The following is a 21,734-nucleotide window of genomic DNA, read 5'->3' on the forward strand; positions in this document are numbered from 1 at the left end:
GTTAAAGGAAGAAGGAGCGAAGGATGGTAGCCGCGACAATAAGGAAGATACAGGCGCCGAACCAGCTCGCCGCGGTTTTTGAGGTGTCGGGATCTCCGCTGCTGAATTTATTGTACACCTTAACCCCGCCGATCAGACCGACCACAGCTCCAATGGCGTAGATGAGCTGTGTAGCAGGATCAAAATAGGAGGTAACCATTTGGGTGGCTTCCGTGATGCCTGCTGTTCCGTTTCCCTGCGCCGATAATTTTAAGGATGACAGTACTATGATTACTGACGGCAGGAATTTTTTGCTTTGTTTTTGCATAATGAAACACTTTAGATTGTTACTGTATTCCCGCACTAAGCGGGCTCTGGCAACAAAAGTGTAATGAATATCGAATGCATGCAGTGAAGTGGCTGTCTGTGGAATCAGTTGACTAGCTGTGGCGCTATTCTCAGTGTTTTTTGTTAAATGAGAAAGGGGAGTATGCCCTTTCAGACATACTCCCCAATATCAAATTCATTTAAATTAATGTTCCGCAGATAGGAAGATCTGGAATCCTTTTCAGAAGAAAGGCTCCCGTCCAATAGCTCGGCTATTTTTCGGGAAGCACTTTCTATGGAATTTTCCAGCAGGCTGAATAATTCGGTTCCCTGTATTTTCTGAACCAAAGCTGTCGCTGTTTCATGTTGAGAGTGCTCCAATTTATCTTTTTGAAGCAGCATCCCCACGGAGCTTAGTTCCTCGAAGGTAACCCCTTGGGCAAAACCGTCATCTGCCCCGGATATTCCGTACCTGTTCCATTCTTCTTCTTCCTGTTCGAAATCAGGCATATTACCGAAAATTTCGTCCAGCTCTTCCTGCGGAATTTGAACACCTACGTTTTCATTTTCGTCGTATTCAATGTCAAAATTATAAGGATTTACCGTTGTTTCCTCGATTTGGCTTTCATTGGCATTGTTTGAAACTGAAAGGCTTCTCACAGGTTTGGGCTGACCCATAATATCCGGAAGGTCTGGGTTAATTTTTCCCTTTTTAGTCTGCTGTTGCTTTAAGCTTTTCTTAATGACAATCTTGTCCTGCAGAAGCAGTACTATAACTATTAGCAGGCATATCACAATAACATTTTCCATAATCAAAGAATTGGTTTTTGTTTTTCAATATGCAACGTTTCTATGTCCTCTCCAAAATCCTGAAAATGCTGCTTTAGCACATTGTACATGTAATCTGAGATTGTGATTTTTCCATCGCCGAGGATAAAAACAATACGTGAAATCTTCCTGTGAAAATCCTCACTGATATATACCGACTTACCGTTTCTCGCTACAAATTCTGCCGGGTGTAAAAAAATGTCTTTGTATTGCCCGATTTGTACAGGCAGCTTGGTTTTCTTAAATAAATTTTTCATAATCGTAATATTAAAAAATGGGTTTAAACTTCTCATTAAAATCTTCAGTAATTGCTTTCTCAAATATTTCAAAATGATGTTCGAGAATATTGTCGAGATAAGCATACAGCGGTATCTGATCTTTCCCTATTACCTGAACAATGCGGGACAAACGTTCGTGATATTCCTGACGGATGTAAATACTCTTCTCTCCACGTTTGGTCATTGAGTGGGTTTTCAAAAAGTGGCCCCCATAGCTTCCGTCAACACTTTTCTTTGCTCGGTTCTTTTCCCTTTGTATAGTTTTAATCGACAGTGACTCTTCCTGTTTTACATCTATCTTTTTTGTCTCTTCAATTGGTTCAGGCGGAAACTGTATCCCTTCTTTTTTGACGCCGTCAGCCATCAGGTCCATCATGAGTTCTTCATTAATGTCCAGCGGGGTTTTTCTCTTATTTTCCTTTTCCATAAAATCTACAATTGAATAATTTTTAAAAATTCGTCTATGAACAGGTCTAATTGACACGCTTTCATCAAGCGTTCATCTGGAGGCATTATCGTGGAACGGAAAACGGTTTTGCTGTCTACTTCACTTTCTTTGCGAAATCGTGTGCTGCTCTTGATTTGGCTTTGCATAAGGCTTAAACCTAATTCTTCAATGAGTTGGTTATAAACTTTATACAAAGGCGTGCTCTCCCTGCCGTCAACCTGGTTCCAGAACAGGTTAATAGTTTCTATGGAAGTTTCTCCTTTTTTCATAATCACATCCTGCAAAAGCTGTGTGAAGATCAGTGTACTTTCCATTACCACACGGTCAGCCGTGATCGGGCTAAAAATGTGGTGCATTCCTGCCAATGCTTTCAGGATGCCGGGCGTGTTAACGGTTCCGGGCAGGTCGAACAATACAACATCAACGGGAGTAGGAGAATCATTTACAAACTCTTGAGCTGCTTCTAATGCGCTGTCTGCTTTGTACGGAATGATGGGATAGGCTTTTTTATTGATGTTAGTAAACTGTCTATATGCCAGCTTTTTCAAAGCTTCGTTTTCCATTACCATTGCCAAATCCCTTGCCTTCATTTTCACAAGGCTGTGCTGTGGAAAATCCGCATCAAATACGGCTACGTTATAGCCCAACCGATAGTGCAGCACACTTGCTAGAAGGGTTGTAAATGTACTTTTGCCAACACCGCCTTTTTGAGAAGAAAAGGCGATAAACAGAGGTTTCTTTTTTGTGTTCATATTTGATAATTTAAAGTTTATATATCCTAGCAATACATTTTTCGAGGCACACTGATTTCAAGCTTACCATTTAGCACCTGGTAGCTGTCAGGGATGCCGGCCGGCATTTCTGATTGCTTGCTTTTTTTAAGTACAGCATCACTGGATTCATTCCTGTATCTAGTCAGGCGGTAATTCCATCTTACTTATATTCCTTCAACCGCTCCTTCAGGAATTCAGGATAGTCTCACGGCATGCCGTCACGCTTTCCTATATTTCCGCATTGTTGCCATCTTGCGTTCTAGCAATCATGAAAACCAGATGATATGAAATCTGGAATGGGCCCAATATACTTGTCCTGAAGTACGGGCTGATTGTCCTCCTGCCAACATTCAAACAAAGGACTAATCATTTTCATTGCACTGTATGGGTGTGGCATTGCTTGTCGCTTAAAGGAAGTGTTTGGTACTTCTTGATATTACAATCCTTTTATAAACATGGATTTACTTTGTAAAATAAATTTTTATTAAAGGATTTATGTAACGACTACTGAAAAAACGTGGAATAATGAAACGGCTTCAAGCCGTTTTCCCCCGTTACATTTAATCCGTCCCGAAGGGCGGATTTTTGTGTTCACCAGAACACGGCAAGTTGTGTTTTGAGGCACTCTAAACAGAGTTAGTGCCTCAAAACAACTTGCCTTGCCGGGGGCTGAAAAAAACTTCCGAAGTCAGATTTTTTATAAAATTTAATAATGGATAAATAATGAAGGAGAACAATAACAACCAAAGAAGCAAGGGTGGACGCACGCCCAAAAGCGACCCGAGCATCCACCGCTACGTATTTCGTCTGACAGATACGGAAAATTCCAAACTTTTATCGCTTTTTGAAACATCGGGAATTCCCAACAAAGCAAAATTTATCACCTCGCTGTTGTTCAGCAAGGAGATGAAATCGATTAAAATAGACAAAGGAACAGTGGATTTTTATATGCGGTTGACTTCGTTTCACAGTCAGTTCCGCTCCGTAGGGGTGAATTATAACCAGATTGTGAAGCTATTGTACCGTCATTTTTCCGAGAAAAAAGCGGCGGCTTTTCTTTATAAATTGGAAAAACAAACTGCTGAAATGGCGGCACTATGCCAAAAAATAATCCAGATAACTGAAGAATTTGACGCAAAATATCTGAAAAAACAGCCTTAGAAATGATAGCAAAAATCGGAAGAAGTGCAAATTTATACGGAGCTTTAGCCTACAACCAGCTCAAAGTTGAGAATGAAAAAGGGGAGATATTGTTTGGCAATAAGATAATTGAAACCTCTAGCGGTAATTATTCCATTGCACAATTAGCCCAATCTTTTACTCCTTATCTCATTGCCAACCGCAATACAGAGAAACATACGTTGCATATCTCGCTTAATCCCGATCCGAAGGACAAAGTAAGTGACGACAGGTTCATGGAAATGGCAGATGCGTATATGCAGGAAATGGGTTACGGAGAGCAGCCTTATGTGGTTTTTAAACATACTGATATTGATCGTAGCCATATCCATATTGTATCGGTCTGCGTTGATGAACAGGGTAAAAAGATTTCGGATAGTTATGAGAAAATGCGTTCTATGAACGTCTGCCGTGAACTGGAAAGGAAATATGGACTAATACCTGCAACAGATAAAGAGCAGAAACAGATAGACAAGGTTTTCCGTCCTGTAGATTATAAGGCAGGTGATGTTAAAAGTCAGATAGCTTCCGTAGTTCGTCACCTGGCTAACTATTATCAATTCCAAACTTTAGGAGAATTTAATGCTTTGCTTTCCCTTTTTAATGTTGGCACCGAAAAAGTTGAAGGGGAATTACAAGGAAAGATTCGGCAAGGTTTACTGTATATTTCTTTAAATGAAAAAGGCGAAAGAGCTGGACACCCTTTTAAGGCTTCTGTGTTTGGAAAAAATGCAGGACTACCTGCTCTGGAATTGTATTATGCGAAATGCAAAGAGGCTTTAAAAAACCACCCGGCAAAGCCAACCATTAAAGCTGCCGTTACCATTGCCCTGCAATCAACAAGTGGGGAGCAGGCTTTTAAAAAACAGCTAGGCGAACAAGGCATAAATGTAGTTTTACGCAGAAATGAAACAGGACGTATTTACGGAATCACCTTTATAGACCATAATTCTAAAACCTTGTGGAATGGTTCACGATTGGGAAAAGACTTTTCAGCAAACACCTTTAATGATTACTGGAACAATAACATTAAACCGGAAATTGCAGAGGCTTTGGAACTGCAATCGAAAATGATAAAATCAAAAGATGCAGATCTTCTTCAAGAGGAACCTGATCATTTGTTCGACTTCCTGAATACCGCTGAAAAACACGAAGATGGTTTGATTGAGGTATTAGGCGGTTTGCTTCCCGAAGCTCAGGGCGAAGATTCCGAGGAACAGAATTTTGCCAACAGAATGAAGAAGAAAAGAAAAAGGACAAAGAAGTAATTAAGTAGCATTCAGCCAAACATTTCCTAGTACTGCCATTGCCTGCAACATTTTTATAGCCGCTAGTGAGAGCCTTTAAATTAATGCCCTAACATTAAAAATTAAAATAATGCAGGGAGAAGATGATTTAAGAGGATTAGCCAAAATTATGGCTTTTATGCGGGCAGTAAGTATCCTTTTGGTACTGATGCACCTTTATTGGTTTTGCTACGGTTACTTTATAGATCGCGGCTGGAATTTAGAAGTAATCAACAAAATATTAGGCAATTTTCAGCGTACCGCGGGATTGTTCTCGCATACTTTATATACCAAAGTATTTGCCTTAGTATTATTGGCATTAAGCTGCTTGGGTTCTAAGGGAGTTAAGCATCAGAAAATAACATGGGCTAAAATTTATATTGCTTTGGCAATTGGTTTTGTTCTGTTTTTTCTTAACACACCTTTATTAAAGCTATCAATAACTATTGCGACAATTTTTTATATCCTTACCACTGGTTTAGGATATATTGCTTTAATGGTAGCTGGAGTCTGGATGAGCCGATTGTTTCGCAACAATCTCATGGACGATGTTTTCAACAACGAGAACGAAAGTTTTATGCAGGAAACTAAATTGATGGAAAATGAGTATTCCGTCAATCTACCAACAAAGTTTTATTACAAAGGAAAATGGAACAATGGCTGGATTAATATAGTCAATCCTTTTCGAGCAACGATTGTCTTAGGTACGCCAGGTTCGGGAAAGTCGTATGCAATCGTAAACAATTATATCAAACAGCAGATTGAGAAAGGTTTTAGTATGTACATCTACGATTTCAAATTTGATGATCTTTCCACTATTGCATACAACCACCTATTAAAGCATCAGGATAAGTATAAAGTTCAGCCGAAATTCTACGTGATAAATTTTGATGATCCTCGCAAGAGCCACCGCTGCAATCCACTCAATCCCGACTTTATGACTGACATTTCAGATGCTTACGAGGCAGCATATACGATAATGCTGAACCTCAACAGGTCATGGATACAGAAGCAAGGCGATTTCTTCGTCGAGAGCCCGATCATCCTTTTGGCAGCCATAATCTGGTATCTGAAAATCTATGATGACGGTAAGTACTGTACTTTTCCACACGCTATTGAACTGTTGAATAAAAAATATTCAGACGTATTTACCATTTTAACCTCATATTCTGATTTGGAAAACTATTTGTCGCCTTTTATGGATGCATGGCAGGGAGGCGCACAAGACCAATTACAGGGACAGATTGCATCTGCAAAAATCCCTCTGTCAAGAATGATTTCGCCGCAGCTTTATTGGGTTATGACAGGCGATGATTTTTCATTGGACATAAATAATCCTAAGGAGCCTAAGATATTATGCGTAGGTAATAATCCTGACCGCCAAAATATCTATTCTGCAGCACTGGGATTGTACAATTCACGAATTGTAAAACTCATCAACAAGAAAGGCCAATTGAAAAGTTCGGTTATAATAGACGAGCTGCCCACCATTTATTTTAGAGGATTGGATAACCTTATAGCAACTGCCAGAAGCAATAAGGTGGCGGTTTGTTTGGCCTTTCAGGATTATTCTCAGCTGACAAGGGATTATGGCGACAAGGAAAGCAAGGTCATCCAGAATACCGTAGGAAATATTTTCAGTGGTCAAGTGGTCGGAGAAACTGCAAAAAGCCTTTCGGAGCGATTCGGGAAAGTATTGCAGAAAAGGCAGAGTATGAGCATCAACCGTAATGACACATCGACTTCAATATCTACCCAATTGGACAGTCTTATACCAGCTTCCAAAATATCCACCCTGACGCAAGGTTTTTTTGTTGGGGCTGTATCGGACAATTTTGATGAACGTATTGAGCAGAAAATCTTTCATGCTGAAATTGTTGTAGACAATGATAAGGTAGCATCTGAAACCAAAGCATATCAAAAAATACCAGAGATTTTAAGCTTTGTGAATGAGCAAGGAGAAGACAATATGAAACTGCAAATAGAAACTAATTACCGGCAGATAAAACAGGATATTGTTTGCGTTATAGAAAGTGAATTGGAGCGTATTAAGAATGATCCCGACTTACAGCATTTGATTCAAAAGGATAAGCCCAAAGGCAATATATAAATACGAATATATTTCAATTCGTAATGCAGAGAGGTTATTTCCCATCACTTAAAACTCTTTTTGATATTTTATAAAACATTATATTTACTGCTAAAATCAGGACCTCCATAAATTTGGCGTAAAGCACCTTATTTAGTTGTATTAATAACATTTGGCAACTACAGTTTGAGAAAAGGCATAGAAATAACAAATTCTCTATTATAATGAAAAAGTATATTACATTAATCCTTTTACTTTTAATCGTAACCTCTTGCAATCATCAACAAGATAAAACTAAAATTTTGCAAACTCAAATTGATAGTTTAGAAATCAAGCTTTCCAAAACGTACAAACCCGGATTTGGAGAATTTATGGGCAACATTCAAATCCACCATGCAAAACTTTGGTTTGCAGGAGAAAATCAAAATTGGAAATTAGCCGATTTTGAAATGAATGAAATCAAAGAAAATTTAGAAGGAATACGAAAATATTGTTCCGACAGAACAGAAACCAAATCTATTGGAATGATTAATTTATCAATGGATAGTTTGAGCAATTCTATTTTGAAAAAGAATAAACAAATGTTTGAGAGAAATTATACAAACTTAACCAATTCTTGCAATTCTTGTCATCAAGCTACAAATCACGAATATAATGTAATAGTAGTTCCTAAAAACCCGCCATTTTCTAATCAGGATTTTCAAATAAAAAAATAATTATGTTGCAAAAATTAGTACATACAGATAATTCAAAAACAACTATTTTAGTACGTTTAATGGTTGGAGCAGTTTTTTTTTCCGAAGGAATACAAAAATATTTATTTCCTGATACTTTAGGTGCAGGAAGATTTACTAAAATAGGTTTGCCATCGCCAGAATTTTTAGGCAGTTTTGTTGGTTTTTTCGAAATACTTTGTGGCGCATTAATCCTAATTGGTCTTTTTACACGTTTAGCAAGTATTCCACTTATTATAATTATGCTTGTTGCAATGGCAACAACAAAAGCAGGAGTTCTTAAAAATGATGGTTTTTGGGAAATGCTTCACGGCAGTAGAACAGATTGGGCAATGTTACTCGGTGGAATTTTCCTTTTGATTGAAGGTTCAGGAAATTGGGCTATTGATAATAAACTATATGCAAATGGAAGAGAGAAATAATTTAAAAGAAATTGCAAAATTATTTTTGAAACTTGGCATTATTGGTTTTGGCGGTCCGGCAGTTCATATTGCAATGATGCAAGATGAAGTAGTCTTCAAAAAAAAATGGTTAACCGAACAACATTTTCTTGATTTAATTGGTGCAACAAATTTAATTCCTGGTCCAAATAGTACAGAAATGGCTATTCATATTGGACACGAAAAGGCAGGTTGGAAAGGGCTAATTGTAGCAGGAATTTGTTTTATTTTTCCAGCTGTAATCATAACAGGATTTTTTGCTTGGTTATATAAAGAATATGGCCAAGTTCCAGAAGTAAAACCTTTTTTGTATGGAATAAAACCAGCCATTATTGCCATTATACTTTCTGCAATTTTTCCTTTGGCAAAAAAATCTTTAAAAACAATTCAATTAGGAATTATTGGAGGCACGGTTTTGCTGCTTTCACTTCTAAATTATAATGAAATAATTTTAATGTTTGGTGCAGGAATAATTGCATTACTGGTTTATTATTTAAAACAAAACACGAATAAAAGCATAAATGCTTTTATTCCGCTAACACTTTTTCAAGGACAAAATAACAATTTAATTTCACAAACAAACTTAAATTTATTTTTAATTTTCTTAAAAATTGGAGCAATTTTATACGGAAGTGGTTATGTGCTTTTTGCATTTCTTGATGCAGAATTAGTTGCAACAGGACTTTTGTCAAGAACACAATTAATAGATGCAATTGCAGTGGGACAATTTACGCCTGGTCCGGTCTTTTCATCTGTGACTTTTATTGGTTATCAAATTAGTGGTTTTTCAGGAGCATTAATTTCAACTATTGCCATTTTTTTACCATCATTTATTTTTGTTGCACTATTAAATCCATTGGTTAAAAAAATGCGTAATTCTAAAATGTTTTCAACCTTTTTAGACGCTGTAAATGTTGCTTCAATAGCAATCATAATTTCTATTTGTTTAGAAATGGGAAAAGAAACTATTATAGATTGGAGAACTATATTAATCGCATTTTTAAGTATTATCATAACATTTAATTATAGAAAAATAAATAGTGCTTTTATCGTTTTAGGTGGTTCAATAATTGGATATATTTTAAACTTCATATGAGAATATATTGGGAGCAAAAGTCGATCGCAGAGCAGCAGTAAAAGCAATTCAACTTATATAAATTATTGGTTATCAAGTCGTCTTTTAAGAGTATAGCAAGCTTTTTCTGAACCTCAATAGAATCGATTTTAATTGTTTCTTCCTGCACCAAAAAACAATTAACTTTTAAGGGTATTCAATAATTCTTGTAGGCACAACCTGAAATAAGACAGGTCTTTTGTTTTTATATCCGTAGTATATTTTGTTTAGATTGTACTAAATAGCTAAAATTTGCAGCATCCTGCCAACTTCCAAATCCATTCTGGAAAAGGCGAACCATTTTTTACCTAGGTCTTTTAATGATGCTCCAATATGGTATAGTTCTGTGTTGTCAATAATTAGAAATCGGTCATGCGCATCAGAGAAAATTTCAACTTCGATTACAGGGTACTGGCTATTATATCTTTGAAGATCAAGTCTAAGCTGGCTGCTGATACTTTTAGTGTAAATTGTTGCTGTGACGTTGTTGCTTCGTTTACTCAATAAAGTGAGTACTGTATCGTCTACGTAATTATCAATAAGGATAATGGAACTTTGGGCACTGCGTATAATATCCGATACAAAAGAATAGGCATCAAAAACCTGCCCGTTATAGAAAATCCCTTTTTCGCTATGGAGCTTATCGCTTTCCAGCGCCTTAAAAATCTCTTCAAATTTCTGGTCGGCTTTTAATTGTTTCATTTCAATCTTATCCAGTCGATGAAAAAGAGATGCATTGCTAATAAGCATTCTACGCATTTCTACAAAAGCTTCCATAATTTCAACACTGACCTTAATGGCAATAGGGGATCGCAGTATGGCAGAAGCCATTGCAACACCCTGTTCGGTAAAAACATAAGGCAAATAACGTCTCCCTCCGTAACTCAATCTTGAGGTTCCAATTTGGAACCTCAAGATTTCGACTTCCTCTTTATTCAGTTGAAAGCAAAAGGATGCAGGAAATCTTTCTATATTCCTTTTTATGGCTTTATTGAGGTTCTTTGTTTCCACCTGATACAACGAAGCGAGGCTGCTGTCCAGCATCACTTGCTTTCCGCGTATGGAATAAATAAGGTTTCTGATTTCTATTGTGTTAATTTCATGCTTATTTTCCATTACTTTTGAAGCTTTTATTTTTAGCAAACTCAAAGGAAGTTTGGGCATTATCGTTCAGTACAATGTAAGCATTGAACATCTTTCCAGCCTTGCTTTTCATCCCTTTAATGAGTGAAGTCTTACCTTTGCTGACAAGGCTTTCAATATCGACTACAGCGATTTGCACGCCGCAGACATTGCGGAAGTGTACCCAGCTGCAAGCTTCATCAGGACACTTCACAATTTTGTCGCGTATAATGAGCTCTTGGCTTTTACATTTTGGGCAAATGATTTTTGGCAGGTTGGTTTGGGCAATGGAAGTCTGCAGCAATTCATTGGCAATAGATGAAGCGTAATTTTCCATTTCCTTTTGAAATGTTCCAGCATCTGATTGGTTGTTTTCGATTTTCTGCAATGCGAGTTCCCACTGGGCAGTCATTGCCACATCTGCTATTTTATGGTCTTTGACTAATTCATATACCATTAATCCTTTCTCAGTTGGAACTAAAGATTTCTTATCCCTATGTATATAATCTCGGGCAAACAATGTTTCGATAATTGCTGCCCTTGTAGCTGCAGTGCCGATACCGATATTTTGTAAAACTTTGCGCTCATCTTCATTTTCAACATTATTTCCGGCACTTTCCATAGCAGACAAAAGACCTGCTTCGGTATAAAGTACAGGCGGTTTGGTTTTCTTTTCCAAAACGCAAGCTTCTTTTATTTTAAGATCATCGTCTTTTTTCAGTTGAGGCAAATCCAGTACTGGTGCTGCATCATCATCGGAGAAACTGCCTCTGATGGCACGCCAGCCCGCTTCTATAATCTTACAGCTTTTTGCGTTAAAATCATAATACAGCACCTGTAATTCGAGATCCGTTATCTCTTTGATGCAGGGTTGTGAAACGGCTTCGAGTAATCGAAAGGCAATCATATTATAAACCGCATTTTCCTTTGTATTAAGTGCTGATGGGATTTTATCAGTAACCAATAATCCATGATGGTCAGTAACACGCAAATCGTTCACGATACGTTTATTAAAACGGCCCGATTTCATTTGAAATAAGTTTTGTTTAATGTTTTTGCTCTTTTGTAAAGCTCTGACAAGACTGGGAATTTCTGCCCACATATCTTCAGGAATGTATTTGCTTGCGGTACGTGGGTATGTGATAAACTTCTGTTCGTAAAGCCTTTGAGAAATATTGAGTGTTTCTTCGGCAGAAAGATTTAATTTTTTATTAGCTTCCTTCTGCAGGCCAGTGAGGTCGAACAATAAAGGTGGCTGCTCTGTAACGTTTTTGGTTGCTACCGATGTAACTATTGCCGTTTGGCTTCGCTGAATGGCTTTCAGCGCATCACCGGCAAGTTTTTTGTCTTCCCATTTGATTTTTGAGATACTTTTAAAATCTATCAGCTCTTTGTTATGTGACAACTGTATCTGCCAATAATTTTTTACAGGGAAACTCGCGTTTTCCAGATAGCGTTTGCATATTAAAGCCAGTGTAGGTGTCTGCACTCTTCCGAGTGAATAAACCCCATTTCCTGCTGCTATGCAGAGCGATTGTGTCGCATTGATTCCCACAAGCCAGTCGGCACGGCTTCTGGCTTGTGCTGCCAGATATAATCCGTCAAATTCATTTCCGTCTTTGAGATTATCAAAGCCTTGTTTGATGGCTTTTTCGGTAAGGGAGCTTATCCAAAGCCGCTTAAAGGGTTTGTTGCATTTCAAGTATTGATAAATGTACCTAAAAATGAGTTCGCCCTCACGTCCAGCATCGGTGGCTTCGATAATGCTATCGCTGTTCTTAAAGAGCTCTTCAATGATTTTCAGTTGTTTTAGTGCTCCTGTATCGGCAGAGCAGCCTTTATCTTTATTGTCCTTTAGAACGGTCAGTAAAAAAGGGTTTGGTAGTATAGGCAGTGATGCTTTGTCAAATCCCGTGATTCCGTAATCTTCGGGCATTCCCAATCCTATAAGATGGCCTAGTGCCCATGTAACAAAATAGCCGTTACCTGTCAGATAGCCATCCTTTTTTTCTGTGGCTCCGACCATAACGGCTATTTCCCTTGCTACACTGGGCTTTTCTGTAATGATTGTTATCATATCTTATTACATTTTACGCCCTTTTGATTTAGCAGGCGCGTCAGATTCTTCTTGTTGTTCCTGCTGTTTCTTGTTATCAGGATTTGTCTGTCCTGATTTTAAAGGCTCCTTTATGTCCTTGGTAGCTTCATTAGTTTTGCCTTCGGAATTGACGGCGGTCTGTGTTTTATGCGCTTCAGAAGGTTTTATCTGTTCTTTGATTTTATCTGGATTTTGAAATGAAAAATCTGTTTTATTGGTTTCCTTGTTGTAGGTGATATATCCATTATATTCTTTCCCTTTTTTATCCACTAAGCCACTGATATAAACCGTCTGGCCATCTTTTAGCTTTTGATATTGCTCATTGTCGAGTTCTTTATCCCTAAAGTTTTTTGGTGCTCCCTGAGTCTGGTTCTGCTGATTTCCTTGTGTCTGTCTGTTAATGTCATTTCTGTCAAAGAGAAATTCAACAAAACGTTTATCGGCATTGAATTGCACAGATGCATCAAAGGAAGTTCCTTTCTTGGAAACCATACCTTCCAATGGAAGCGGTTTCCCTTCAAATAAAGTTTGTTTTTGCTCTTCGCTTAGTTTTACACCTTTGATTTCATCGGGAATTTTAATGAAGTCCGTGCGCAGTGCCACCACCTCATTGGTCAGCCTGTCTATACTGATAATGGAAGGCATGACCTCATTGTTTTTCGGATTTGTGAGATCCACTACGCGTCCCATATTTCCTGTTTGCAGCAGATTGTCTTTATCTTCCTTGGTGAACTCGTGACCGAAAAAAGGATAATTCAGATTAGGTTCTTTTCGGATGCCGTGAATGGCCAATACGACCTGTCCTTCATCATTTTGTTTAAGCGATAACCGAGCATCCATTCTGGTGACGGCAGTACCAAGATTAAGACTTACCGGTACAAGCTCATTTGTTTTGTATCCTTTTAGCAACGGATCAAGCAGGCTCATTTTTTCAAGTTTTTCTTTGCTTAAACCCAAATGGTTTAATGTTTCCCAATCGATCTGTTCCGGTTTGTATTTGTATTCACTTGTTTCCGGATTTGTTTGTGCTGTTTCCATATTAATTTCATTTTTTTGATTATAATCTTTTACTTCGTGCTGTTTCATTAATTGCTCACCTTCAGGTGTAGGATGATCTATCTGTTTCTGCATTTCTTTTGAAGTATCGACAGCCAGCAGAGCAGGGATTTTAAAGAACGAAAAATTAGTGGGGTTCTTCAGCTGGCTGAAAAAATTAGAAAAGAAATTTGAAAACACATCCCCGTGCTTGTCTACCCGCATAAATTGATTCTGATTTTTGTGGGTAGGGTCAACGGTTTCCAGATTACCATTTGGGTCAATGCCTTTTACCGCCATGATTTTCTTTTTCTCTTTATCGAATACCAGCAGTATATCTGATAACTCTTCAGTAGTATTTAGTAAATCTTTAATTTGTTCGCTCATGATCTTTAATTTTAAATTGCATTGCGAAATTAAAAGGTGAAAAGGAGCTCACTGAAAGCTGGAATCTATTGGCCTTATTTTTCACTCCTTGGCGTATGTTTTTGGCATTCGGACATTAATACTTTCTCTGATGAACTGGTGTACATCGGATAGCTTATAATATATTTTTCCACTAATTGTATAATAGGGCAGCCTGCCGATTGATCGGTAACGCTGAAGTGACCTACCGCTTATTTTAAGCATCTGCAATATATCCTGATTATCCAATAGCTCTTCGCCGTCAACACTTCCGCGTTTTTTTTCAAGTTCACTGATATGCGAGCTCAAAAGATCGAAACGTTCTATGATTCGTTCCATCCAGGAAATGAATTCCATTCTGTCTATATTCATGACTGTGTGTTTTACATTAGTGATGCAAAATTGCTAATGGCAAAAGTTTTTCATTGCCAATGCCTGCCAATGTAAAATGCAGTTTTGTGAAAGTTTTAACGGTTTTAAAAAGGATATGAGTTGTTAATTTACTGGGACAGGTGAACATATAGAAGTAATGGTATGTTATTAGTTACTTGATACCAATTGCCCCTCATTGGCAACAGAATTGAAGTTTAAAAAGTCTCTATAGCTCTTTTTCCATGTGCTGTTTAAGTGATGATTTTAGCTGATCCAGAAAAATGCTTTTGCTTTCAGTCCTGTCTTTCATCCTATGAAAGGCATGATGGACATCCCCGAGCTGGATCCTAAACAGCAGCTGAAAAACCATGCTTATTTTACGGATACCAGCTTTTCCATGAGAAATACTTCCCGATGCGTGAAGTGCGTAAATCAATTCGATCAGTGCATTCTTTGAATCTGTCCAGAAAAAGTCTCTGTTTGCTGTATTTGCGTCTGAAAAAATAGCGGTCTGCTGGGTGTCAGGTTCAATTTTAGAAACGAGGTAACTATTGAGCATTTCGTTAGCAATTATGCGGGCTACCTTATAATCATAATAGGTGGAAAATTGAGTGTCAATTTCAAATACAAAACTATTGACTCCCTCATGAAGGTCTATTTTTCCCCGGCAAAAAAAATGGTGATCCCATTCGGTTCTTCCCGTGCGATAGTAGCGATAAAAATCAGTGTTATAAAAGTGCTCTTTATATTCCTGCTTCAGGAGGTTGAGCTCATTGGAAAAATATTTATGATGCATTTTGCCGCTTACAACCGGGCAGGATGCTTCAATTCGGAAAACTTTATTGTAAAATATCAGTTTTCCCAGTATCTGGGGTTTGATACTTTTAAAAAAATTAATTTCTTCATTTTCATCTGAGAATCCTTTTTCTAAAACATTTTTTTTAACCGTACTAAGCAGGTTTCGGAGCACGGTAGTCATGTGATAGGATTTTTCAATTATATGTTCAGGATCTAAGCTGAATTCCTGTTCTGCTTTTCGAATAACCTGAAGTGCGTTCTCACATGTAGATCTTATCATGGCAACAGAATTTAGATTTATTTGAACAAGGAAAAGCATGGACATTGCTGCCCACAAACATTATGACGTTACTTTTCGTTGAAAATTAAAATGTATTATATCAGCGCACGGTATTGGTTTCATTCTGCAGTGTCTGCATAAGTTCCATAGCGTAGTTATCCCGGGCTTGTATGTAAGCAACCTTCGGTATTATAGAAGCGCCAAGTTTTTTCTTTTCAAAACTTGCTGATATGCCGAAATCGATTCGTGCAATTTCAAGCTCTCGTGCTCTTTTTATTGTTTGGTACAAAAGCTGTCTGTACAAGTTAAAGCCGTCTCCGGCAATATAGTCCATCCCGATAAGTTCTGGTACATATACTTTTCCTGAATTTTTATAGCAGAACATTATCCCAACGAAATTCTTTTCAGGGGCATCTTTGAGGGTAAGAATTATAAACTCCCAGTTTGGACAGCTGTTCATATTTTTAAATACTTCCCTTTTGTATGTAAAGGTATTTATAGCAAGGTTGCGCTCCTTTACGTTGCAGTATAGCTGGTACGCCCTGTTTAGTTCTTCTTTGTTGAGGCAATCTTTTATTTCAACAGCATAGAATTTTTCGTATGGCAGTATTTCCCGATTGAAATGCTGGCGTGAACGAGTAGAAAGCAGGGAACCATAATTCTCAATTTTGGGCCAGTTTTTATTTTCAATAACACATGATTCCGGCATATCGATTCTAAAATACCCCTGGTTTCTTATCATTTCATCCCAGCGGAATTCAGTTTCAAAATCACGCAGAACGAGCATGTCGGCATCCAGCGAATTGTATGATTCCTCAAGCTTATTTAATAGCATTCTCATTGAATGCTCTGCCAGAGGATGATCCTTGTCGATATAGCAATGCAGCCCCTCAGTAAATAATGAGCCGGTACTTAATACTTTGGAAGTCATATGCATGGGGTCGGTTTTTCTAATTTCTTCCAGGTGCCTTGATACAGATTCTGTAGCCAGCATATCATCTTTCCAGATCCCCAACGTACAGTAGGTCATTAAAACCACTTTCATGTTCTGGTCACGGATAATATAATAGAAAAAATCCCATTTATTGCTTGGATTCTGAACGTTTGCGAAAGTCTGCTCGAGATACTGTATTCCTTCCCAATCCAAAATATTATGAGCACCCAGATATTTGTTCCATTCCTGCTTGTCTATGTTCGCTATTGTTGTTGTCTCGTCAATCTGCAGCATTTCAGTTTGCTGTTTTACAGCAGGAAGCTTAGTTTTGATATCGATTCTAAAAGCCTGACGTATTTTTTGGTCGCTGCTTCCGGTTTCTTCAACTGCTTTGTGAAAGTGGTGATCCATTGCACAGGCAAGATCTGTTATATCTTCAATTTTATTATGCGCAGATATCGTGATACGGATTCCTGTATTCTTTATAGGAACTGCTGGATAGATACCAAGGTTGAGATAAAAACCTTCTGAATAGAGGCGTTTGGTAAAATTATAAGCAGTAGCGGGTGTCCCCATTCCCAGAAAAAAAACGGGGGAGTCGTTATCAGAGACTAGGGGCAGACTGCTGTTTGAAAGGAGCTCGCTGAAATGTGTTGTTTTTTTGGCAAGTTCAGCCTGGCGCTCATATATTTCGGCAGAGAGATGTATTTCGCACGATGCGATTGCAGCGGCAACTGATGCAGGTTCAAGCTGAGCTGAGAAGGTAAGGGGACCGCCAAAAGTTTTAATCTTTTCACGTAATTTACGATCGGTGCAGAAAAATGTGGCACCACTTGCACCAAATGTCTTGCTCAGCGTGCTGACAACTACAATATTTTCTTGCAACGTTCCAATAGTATCAAAGATAAAACCTGTCCCATTTTTTCCTTTCCAGCTCATTCCATGGACATCATCAAAATAGAGATGGAGTTGCGGATACTTTCTGGCAAGGTTCAACAGCTCCTGTACCGGCGCATAATCGCCGTACATTGAATAAACACCATCCGCCATGTACCAGATTTTCCCTGATTTGCGGTGCATCATTCGAATTTTGTCCTCCAACATTTCGAGGTTATTATGGCGTATCATCTCCACTGGTATTCCCCTAAGCTTAAGAACCTGACAGGCATTCTGCACACTCCAATGCGCCTGATGGTCTATAATTACGGCATCTTCATCTCTTATCAGAGTTGGGATGATTGCCATATGTCCTAGGGTACTGTTCTTAGTTATGATTGGCGGTATACTGTACATCTGCTCAATCTTGCTTTCCAGTTCAGCATATAAGGGATGGGAAAGATAAGTTTTAGAAAGCGGGAACTGAGTTCCATAATTAGTAATGGCGCTTATTGCGGCCTCTTTCAGTCTTTTATCCTGTTCCAGTCCAAGATATCCTGTAGTTCCGAAATGGAGCATTTCGCTTCCGTTAATTTTTATGCTTCGCCCATTAAGATATTCACCTTCAGCGTAAAGGTGTAATATGCCTTTTTCTCTTGCATTTGAAAAAACGGTGTCAACTGTATCAATAAAATTGTTGTGCTTTATTTTTGCCATTTTCTATAAGGTTTTTAAGTTTTACAATCATTATTTTTTAAATATCTGAAAAACAGACATCTAAAATTCCTTATAAAAATTGAAAGTACTTTTATTTACAGATATTTTACTCCCAATTTGGCAAGGGTAATTCCCGATTTAACAACAAATCAGTGTGTTTTGCAAGAAATAATCCACAATTGACAATTACAATGTTTCTTAATCTTTATATTTTTGTTAAATTACAACCCTTTATTTAAAAACTGATAGGACATGATTGCGGCACATGAATCTTATGAGAATCGAAATGCGAGATTTTGGATTGAAAAGGGAATTCTTTTTTTCGAATACAAGCCCAATACTGCAATTGATTTAGAAGTAGCTATGCGTGTTGTAGCTGACAGGATCGCATTTCAAAATGAGAGACAATTACCAGTGTTTTGTGATACTAGGGGCATAGTCTCGATTGACAAAGCAGCCAGAGACTATCTGGCTAAATCCGGATCTCTGCTTGCAAAAGCAGTTGCATTGATTGGCAGTGAAAACGTTTCAATGACGATGAGCACTTTTTATCTGGAAATCAACAAGCCCTCTGTACCTACCCGAATCTTTACTGTTGAGCAGGAGGCAATGGATTATCTTAAAAGTTTTCTATAGAAACAGATCTAACTAGGCAGAAGTAAATATATAAAATCAGGACCGATGAAGAGACCCCACAATCGCCAGCGGCTAATATCCATGCACAAGATGTTATTTGAGATAGCACGGGGCAACTTCAATGGTCATATTCCCCTTAGCAGTTATGACGACGAAATTGAAACTCTGGTGGTTCTTGTAAACATGGTTGCAGAAGAACTTAAAGAGTCTGCCTTTCATTCCGGTTTTGTAAATCCCTATGTTACTCATAGGATGGTAACACCTGCAACTTTTATTTTAGATGAAAATCATTCTATAAAAAATGTAAATCAAGGCGCCTTGGAAATTTTGGGTTATAATGCAACAGAAATGCTAAGACGCCCGATACAGGATTTCTTAAGCGATGACTTCAGCAGTATGTCTGACATTGAGAGAAAAGAACTGGAAGAGATGCTTTTATCGGGTGAAATCATTACACTGAATTTTATAACACTCAAAAAGCTGATTGTAACTGCCGAGTGTTCGGTATCGAGATTATCGGATGGTAAGTTTACCGTACTTAGTTTTGTGGCTCCCTTTCTCAAGGTTAATGAAGCTGCTTCTGAAGCATTTGAAATTAATTTAAGCAGGCATTCTAATTTCAAACAAACTGATGCGCGCCTTATACAGCGGGTTTATGATTATGTACTGGCGAATTTGACTGAACCATTACCATCTGTTAAGGAACTGGCAAGACAGTTCGGTACAAATGATTTTAAACTCAAAGACGGATTTAGGCATTTTTTCCATACAAGCGTCTACAAGTTTTATACAGAGCAGCGTCTAAAAAGGGCTTACCTTATGATAGAGCAGACCGATATTCCGCTGAAGAATATTTCCTTTATGAATGGTTTTAACAGCTATCCTAATTTTTCTAAATCATTCAAGAAGCAGTTTGGATTTTCTCCTAAAGAACTCGGCAGAGGTAAAGCCGGTGGTTTTTTGCCATTGGATCACTTTAATCCTTCATAATTAATTTTTGATCCCGATAGTATAAGTGTTATGGTTTTGGAATTCAGAATTTTACATTGTTGAATTCAAATCGACTACTTATGATACTGAATACGAAAATCGGATTGAAAAAAAAATTTGTAGAGATAATTTGCCTGCTGTATCTATTATTGTTTGCATATGCAGCCACAAATAAAGCCGTGGATTTCGAAAAGTTCCAGGTGGAGCTTGGGCAGTCTCCTTTATTGAGCGCGTTTGCAGACTGGATTTCTTGGACGGTACTAATTGTGGAGTTTCTAATAGTTTTTTTTCTGTTAATTACCAAGACAAGAATGAAAGCATTATATGCTGGATTTTGCTTGATGGCAATGTTTACTGCATACATTTTTATAATGTTAAATTATAGTTCATTTCTTCCATGTTCCTGTGGTGGGATACTGGAGAAAATGAGTTGGCAGCAACATTTGTTCTTCAATGTTTTCTTTTTGATAATAGGGGGCATAGCACTTTCATTACATAATAGCTTTGTAAAAGATAAAAGCAATTTCATTGAATTCTACAATATTAAGTTAGTTTTAGTTGCTTTAGCAAACAGTGTCATTGTTCTAATTTTATTTCTGTCTTCAGAGCAAATAATGCAGCGCCAAAACCCCTTTATTCGGCGTTATCCACATCATCCTATTACATTAAAACATACAGTGGATTTAAAATACAATTCTTATTATTTTGCAGGATCGGGAAACAGTCAAGTATATTTAGGAAATTCAACAGTGCCGTTATATTTATTATCTATGAATTTCAAACTCCAACAGCAAAAGATACATGTAAAATTAGATCGGGACAGTTTTACTTTTAAATCGATCAGGCTAGCTGTTCGTCCTCCTTTCTTTTATGTAATTGATGGTAAAACCCGAGTGATTTTTAGAGGTCATATAAGTGATTGGAAGGCTAGATTACAAAAGCCTAAATCGCCATACTTCAATATCGCCATACCGATTGATAGTGGTACAATTGCATTTAGGGGAATCAGCAACAATACTAATATATTAGGTTTTTTCACGACAGGAGAGAAAGCCAAGACAAATATGGCGCCACAGTTATTGCAAAAGCAAATTGATGGCATTTTCGATACGGATGGTATGTTACATTACAGTACAGAGCTGAAAAGAATTGTATACATATACAGCTATAGAAATGAATATATAGTGGCAGATCAAAACGGGGTATTGGACTATCGAGGAAACACAATTGATACCGTTTCACATGCACAAATTAAAGTAGCATATCTCAAAAACAAAACAGAACGTACAATGGGAATTCCAACCATTAGTGTAAATGCTGCTAGCAGCATCTGCGGTCATCTTCTTTTTGTGAATTCCAATGTTCCAGGTCGATATGAAAAAAGAAAAGTCTGGGATCAGGCATCTGTTATTGATGTATATGATCTAATTAAAAAGACATACCTGTTTAGTTTCCATATTTATGGAATTGATGGAAAAAAAATTAGGAATTTCTTGGTTACTCCAGACTATATATATGCTCTTATTGATACCAAATTAGTGATGTATAAAGTAAACAATAAATTAAAAAATGAGATGACAAATATACCTGAAGAAGGATGATGATACACTTAAAAATATACTAGCGCATGTATCAGGAATCAGATCGAACACCTGTAGAAAAAAGTAGATCACATTAATTTTTAAAATTTAATATTATGAAAACAATTGTAAAAAAAGCTGTGCCGATGGCCATTTTTGTACTTGGAATTTCTGGAGCATTTTTCACTTCATCGATGCAGAGTGCAGAGAAAGCAGATGATATCATATTAGGATATCGAGATACACCTCAAAATCCATGTAGTATGCCTATTACCTGTTCAGATCAGGAAAATGAGGTTTGTCGTGTTTCTTATCTTCCTGCCGGAGAGCAGGTATTTGCAAAGGATGAACAAAGTCAAACCACTTGTTCAGAAGTAGTATATCGTCCTTAATAATTAATTATTTTAGGAATGTAT

Annotated in this window: 21 protein-coding genes; 10 read left to right on the forward strand and 11 right to left on the reverse strand. The window is 37.6% G+C overall.

From position 1 onward, the window contains the following. Nucleotide 1: 1 nt before the first annotated feature. The 5 genes from QMG60_RS15505 to QMG60_RS15525 form a co-directional block, all read right to left on the reverse strand. Entirely contained in the window at nt 2–307 is a 306-nt protein-coding gene (locus QMG60_RS15505; protein WP_281865560.1) for a DUF4134 domain-containing protein, read from the reverse strand. A gap of 170 nt (nt 308–477) precedes the next feature. Next, nucleotides 478–1,116 (reverse strand): conjugal transfer protein TraD, encoded by a 639-nt coding sequence (locus tag QMG60_RS15510; protein ID WP_281865561.1) that lies wholly within the window; start codon nt 1,114–1,116, stop codon nt 478–480. A gap of 2 nt (nt 1,117–1,118) precedes the next feature. Continuing rightward, entirely contained in the window at nt 1,119–1,391 is a 273-nt protein-coding gene (locus QMG60_RS15515) for a DUF3408 domain-containing protein (RefSeq protein ID WP_281865562.1), read from the reverse strand. Between the two features lie 10 nt (nt 1,392–1,401). Further along, the gene (locus QMG60_RS15520; protein ID WP_281865563.1) at nt 1,402–1,839 is read right to left on the reverse strand and encodes a DUF3408 domain-containing protein; all 438 of its coding nucleotides are present in this window, start codon (nt 1,837–1,839) and stop codon (nt 1,402–1,404) included. A gap of 5 nt (nt 1,840–1,844) precedes the next feature. Next, the gene (locus QMG60_RS15525) at nt 1,845–2,612 is read right to left on the reverse strand and encodes a ParA family protein (RefSeq protein ID WP_281865564.1); all 768 of its coding nucleotides are present in this window, start codon (nt 2,610–2,612) and stop codon (nt 1,845–1,847) included. Nucleotides 2,613–3,356: 744 nt separating this feature from the next. Between QMG60_RS15525 and mobA the strand changes: the two genes are divergently transcribed. The 6 genes from mobA to chrA all read left to right on the forward strand — a co-directional run bounded on the left by mobA (nt 3,357) and on the right by chrA (nt 9,457). Then, a complete protein-coding gene (gene mobA / locus QMG60_RS15530; RefSeq protein WP_281865565.1) occupies nt 3,357–3,794 on the forward strand; it encodes a conjugal transfer protein MobA in 438 nt (145 codons plus the stop codon). Between the two features lie 2 nt (nt 3,795–3,796). Continuing rightward, nucleotides 3,797–5,080 (forward strand): conjugal transfer protein MobB, encoded by a 1,284-nt coding sequence (gene mobB / locus QMG60_RS15535; protein WP_281865566.1) that lies wholly within the window; start codon nt 3,797–3,799, stop codon nt 5,078–5,080. A gap of 109 nt (nt 5,081–5,189) precedes the next feature. Continuing rightward, a complete protein-coding gene (gene mobC / locus QMG60_RS15540) occupies nt 5,190–7,208 on the forward strand; it encodes a conjugal transfer protein MobC (RefSeq protein ID WP_281865567.1) in 2,019 nt (672 codons plus the stop codon). A 203-nt stretch (nt 7,209–7,411) separates the two neighbouring features. Next, the gene (locus tag QMG60_RS15545; RefSeq protein WP_281865568.1) at nt 7,412–7,903 is read left to right on the forward strand and encodes a lipoprotein; all 492 of its coding nucleotides are present in this window, start codon (nt 7,412–7,414) and stop codon (nt 7,901–7,903) included. Between the two features lie 2 nt (nt 7,904–7,905). After that, the gene (locus QMG60_RS15550) at nt 7,906–8,343 is read left to right on the forward strand and encodes a DoxX family protein (RefSeq protein WP_281865569.1); all 438 of its coding nucleotides are present in this window, start codon (nt 7,906–7,908) and stop codon (nt 8,341–8,343) included. Beyond that, nucleotides 8,327–9,457 carry a chromate efflux transporter gene (gene chrA / locus QMG60_RS15555; protein ID WP_281865570.1) on the forward strand — a complete coding sequence of 377 codons (1,131 nt, stop codon included), beginning with the start codon at nt 8,327–8,329 and terminating at the stop codon, nt 9,455–9,457. The genes QMG60_RS15550 and chrA overlap by 17 nt, the downstream gene beginning before the upstream one ends. 255 nt (nt 9,458–9,712) lie before the next feature. On the opposite strand, the gene QMG60_RS15560 is transcribed toward chrA, so the two are convergent. The 6 genes from QMG60_RS15560 to QMG60_RS15585 form a co-directional block, all read right to left on the reverse strand. Beyond that, a complete protein-coding gene (locus tag QMG60_RS15560; protein WP_281867939.1) occupies nt 9,713–10,591 on the reverse strand; it encodes an ORF6N domain-containing protein in 879 nt (292 codons plus the stop codon). Then, nucleotides 10,581–12,674, reverse strand: coding sequence for a type IA DNA topoisomerase (locus tag QMG60_RS15565; protein WP_281865571.1), 2,094 nt, complete (start codon nt 12,672–12,674; stop codon nt 10,581–10,583). The genes QMG60_RS15560 and QMG60_RS15565 overlap by 11 nt, the downstream gene beginning before the upstream one ends. A 6-nt stretch (nt 12,675–12,680) precedes the next feature. Continuing rightward, entirely contained in the window at nt 12,681–14,117 is a 1,437-nt protein-coding gene (locus QMG60_RS15570) for a DUF3945 domain-containing protein (protein WP_281865572.1), read from the reverse strand. 81 nt (nt 14,118–14,198) lie between these two features. Beyond that, nucleotides 14,199–14,507, reverse strand: coding sequence for a helix-turn-helix domain-containing protein (locus QMG60_RS15575; RefSeq protein ID WP_281865573.1), 309 nt, complete (start codon nt 14,505–14,507; stop codon nt 14,199–14,201). A 226-nt stretch (nt 14,508–14,733) separates the two neighbouring features. Then, nucleotides 14,734–15,585 carry an RteC domain-containing protein gene (locus QMG60_RS15580; RefSeq protein WP_281865574.1) on the reverse strand — a complete coding sequence of 284 codons (852 nt, stop codon included), beginning with the start codon at nt 15,583–15,585 and terminating at the stop codon, nt 14,734–14,736. Nucleotides 15,586–15,685: 100 nt separating this feature from the next. Further along, complete coding sequence (locus tag QMG60_RS15585) at nt 15,686–18,112, reverse strand: bifunctional aminotransferase class I/II-fold pyridoxal phosphate-dependent enzyme/GNAT family N-acetyltransferase (RefSeq protein WP_281865575.1); 2,427 nt, start codon at nt 18,110–18,112, stop codon at nt 15,686–15,688. 252 nt (nt 18,113–18,364) lie between these two features. On the opposite strand from QMG60_RS15585, the gene QMG60_RS15590 reads away from it, so the two are divergent. The 4 genes from QMG60_RS15590 to QMG60_RS15605 all read left to right on the forward strand — a co-directional run bounded on the left by QMG60_RS15590 (nt 18,365) and on the right by QMG60_RS15605 (nt 21,710). Further along, on the forward strand, nt 18,365–18,748 hold the full coding sequence (locus QMG60_RS15590; RefSeq protein WP_281865576.1) for a hypothetical protein: 384 nt from the start codon (nt 18,365–18,367) through the stop codon (nt 18,746–18,748). Nucleotides 18,749–18,793: 45 nt separating this feature from the next. Next, nucleotides 18,794–19,738: a helix-turn-helix domain-containing protein gene (locus QMG60_RS15595; protein WP_281865577.1), complete on the forward strand. Its 945-nt coding sequence runs from the start codon at nt 18,794–18,796 to the stop codon at nt 19,736–19,738. An 80-nt stretch (nt 19,739–19,818) separates the two neighbouring features. Continuing rightward, nucleotides 19,819–21,339: a MauE/DoxX family redox-associated membrane protein gene (locus tag QMG60_RS15600; protein ID WP_281865578.1), complete on the forward strand. Its 1,521-nt coding sequence runs from the start codon at nt 19,819–19,821 to the stop codon at nt 21,337–21,339. Nucleotides 21,340–21,434: 95 nt separating this feature from the next. After that, entirely contained in the window at nt 21,435–21,710 is a 276-nt protein-coding gene (locus QMG60_RS15605; protein ID WP_281865579.1) for a DUF6520 family protein, read from the forward strand. The last annotated feature ends 24 nt before the right edge of the window (nt 21,711–21,734 follow it).

The sequence above is a fragment of the Flavobacterium sp. GSB-24 genome (genome assembly GCF_027924665.1).
Lineage (GTDB): Bacteria > Bacteroidota > Bacteroidia > Flavobacteriales > Flavobacteriaceae > Flavobacterium.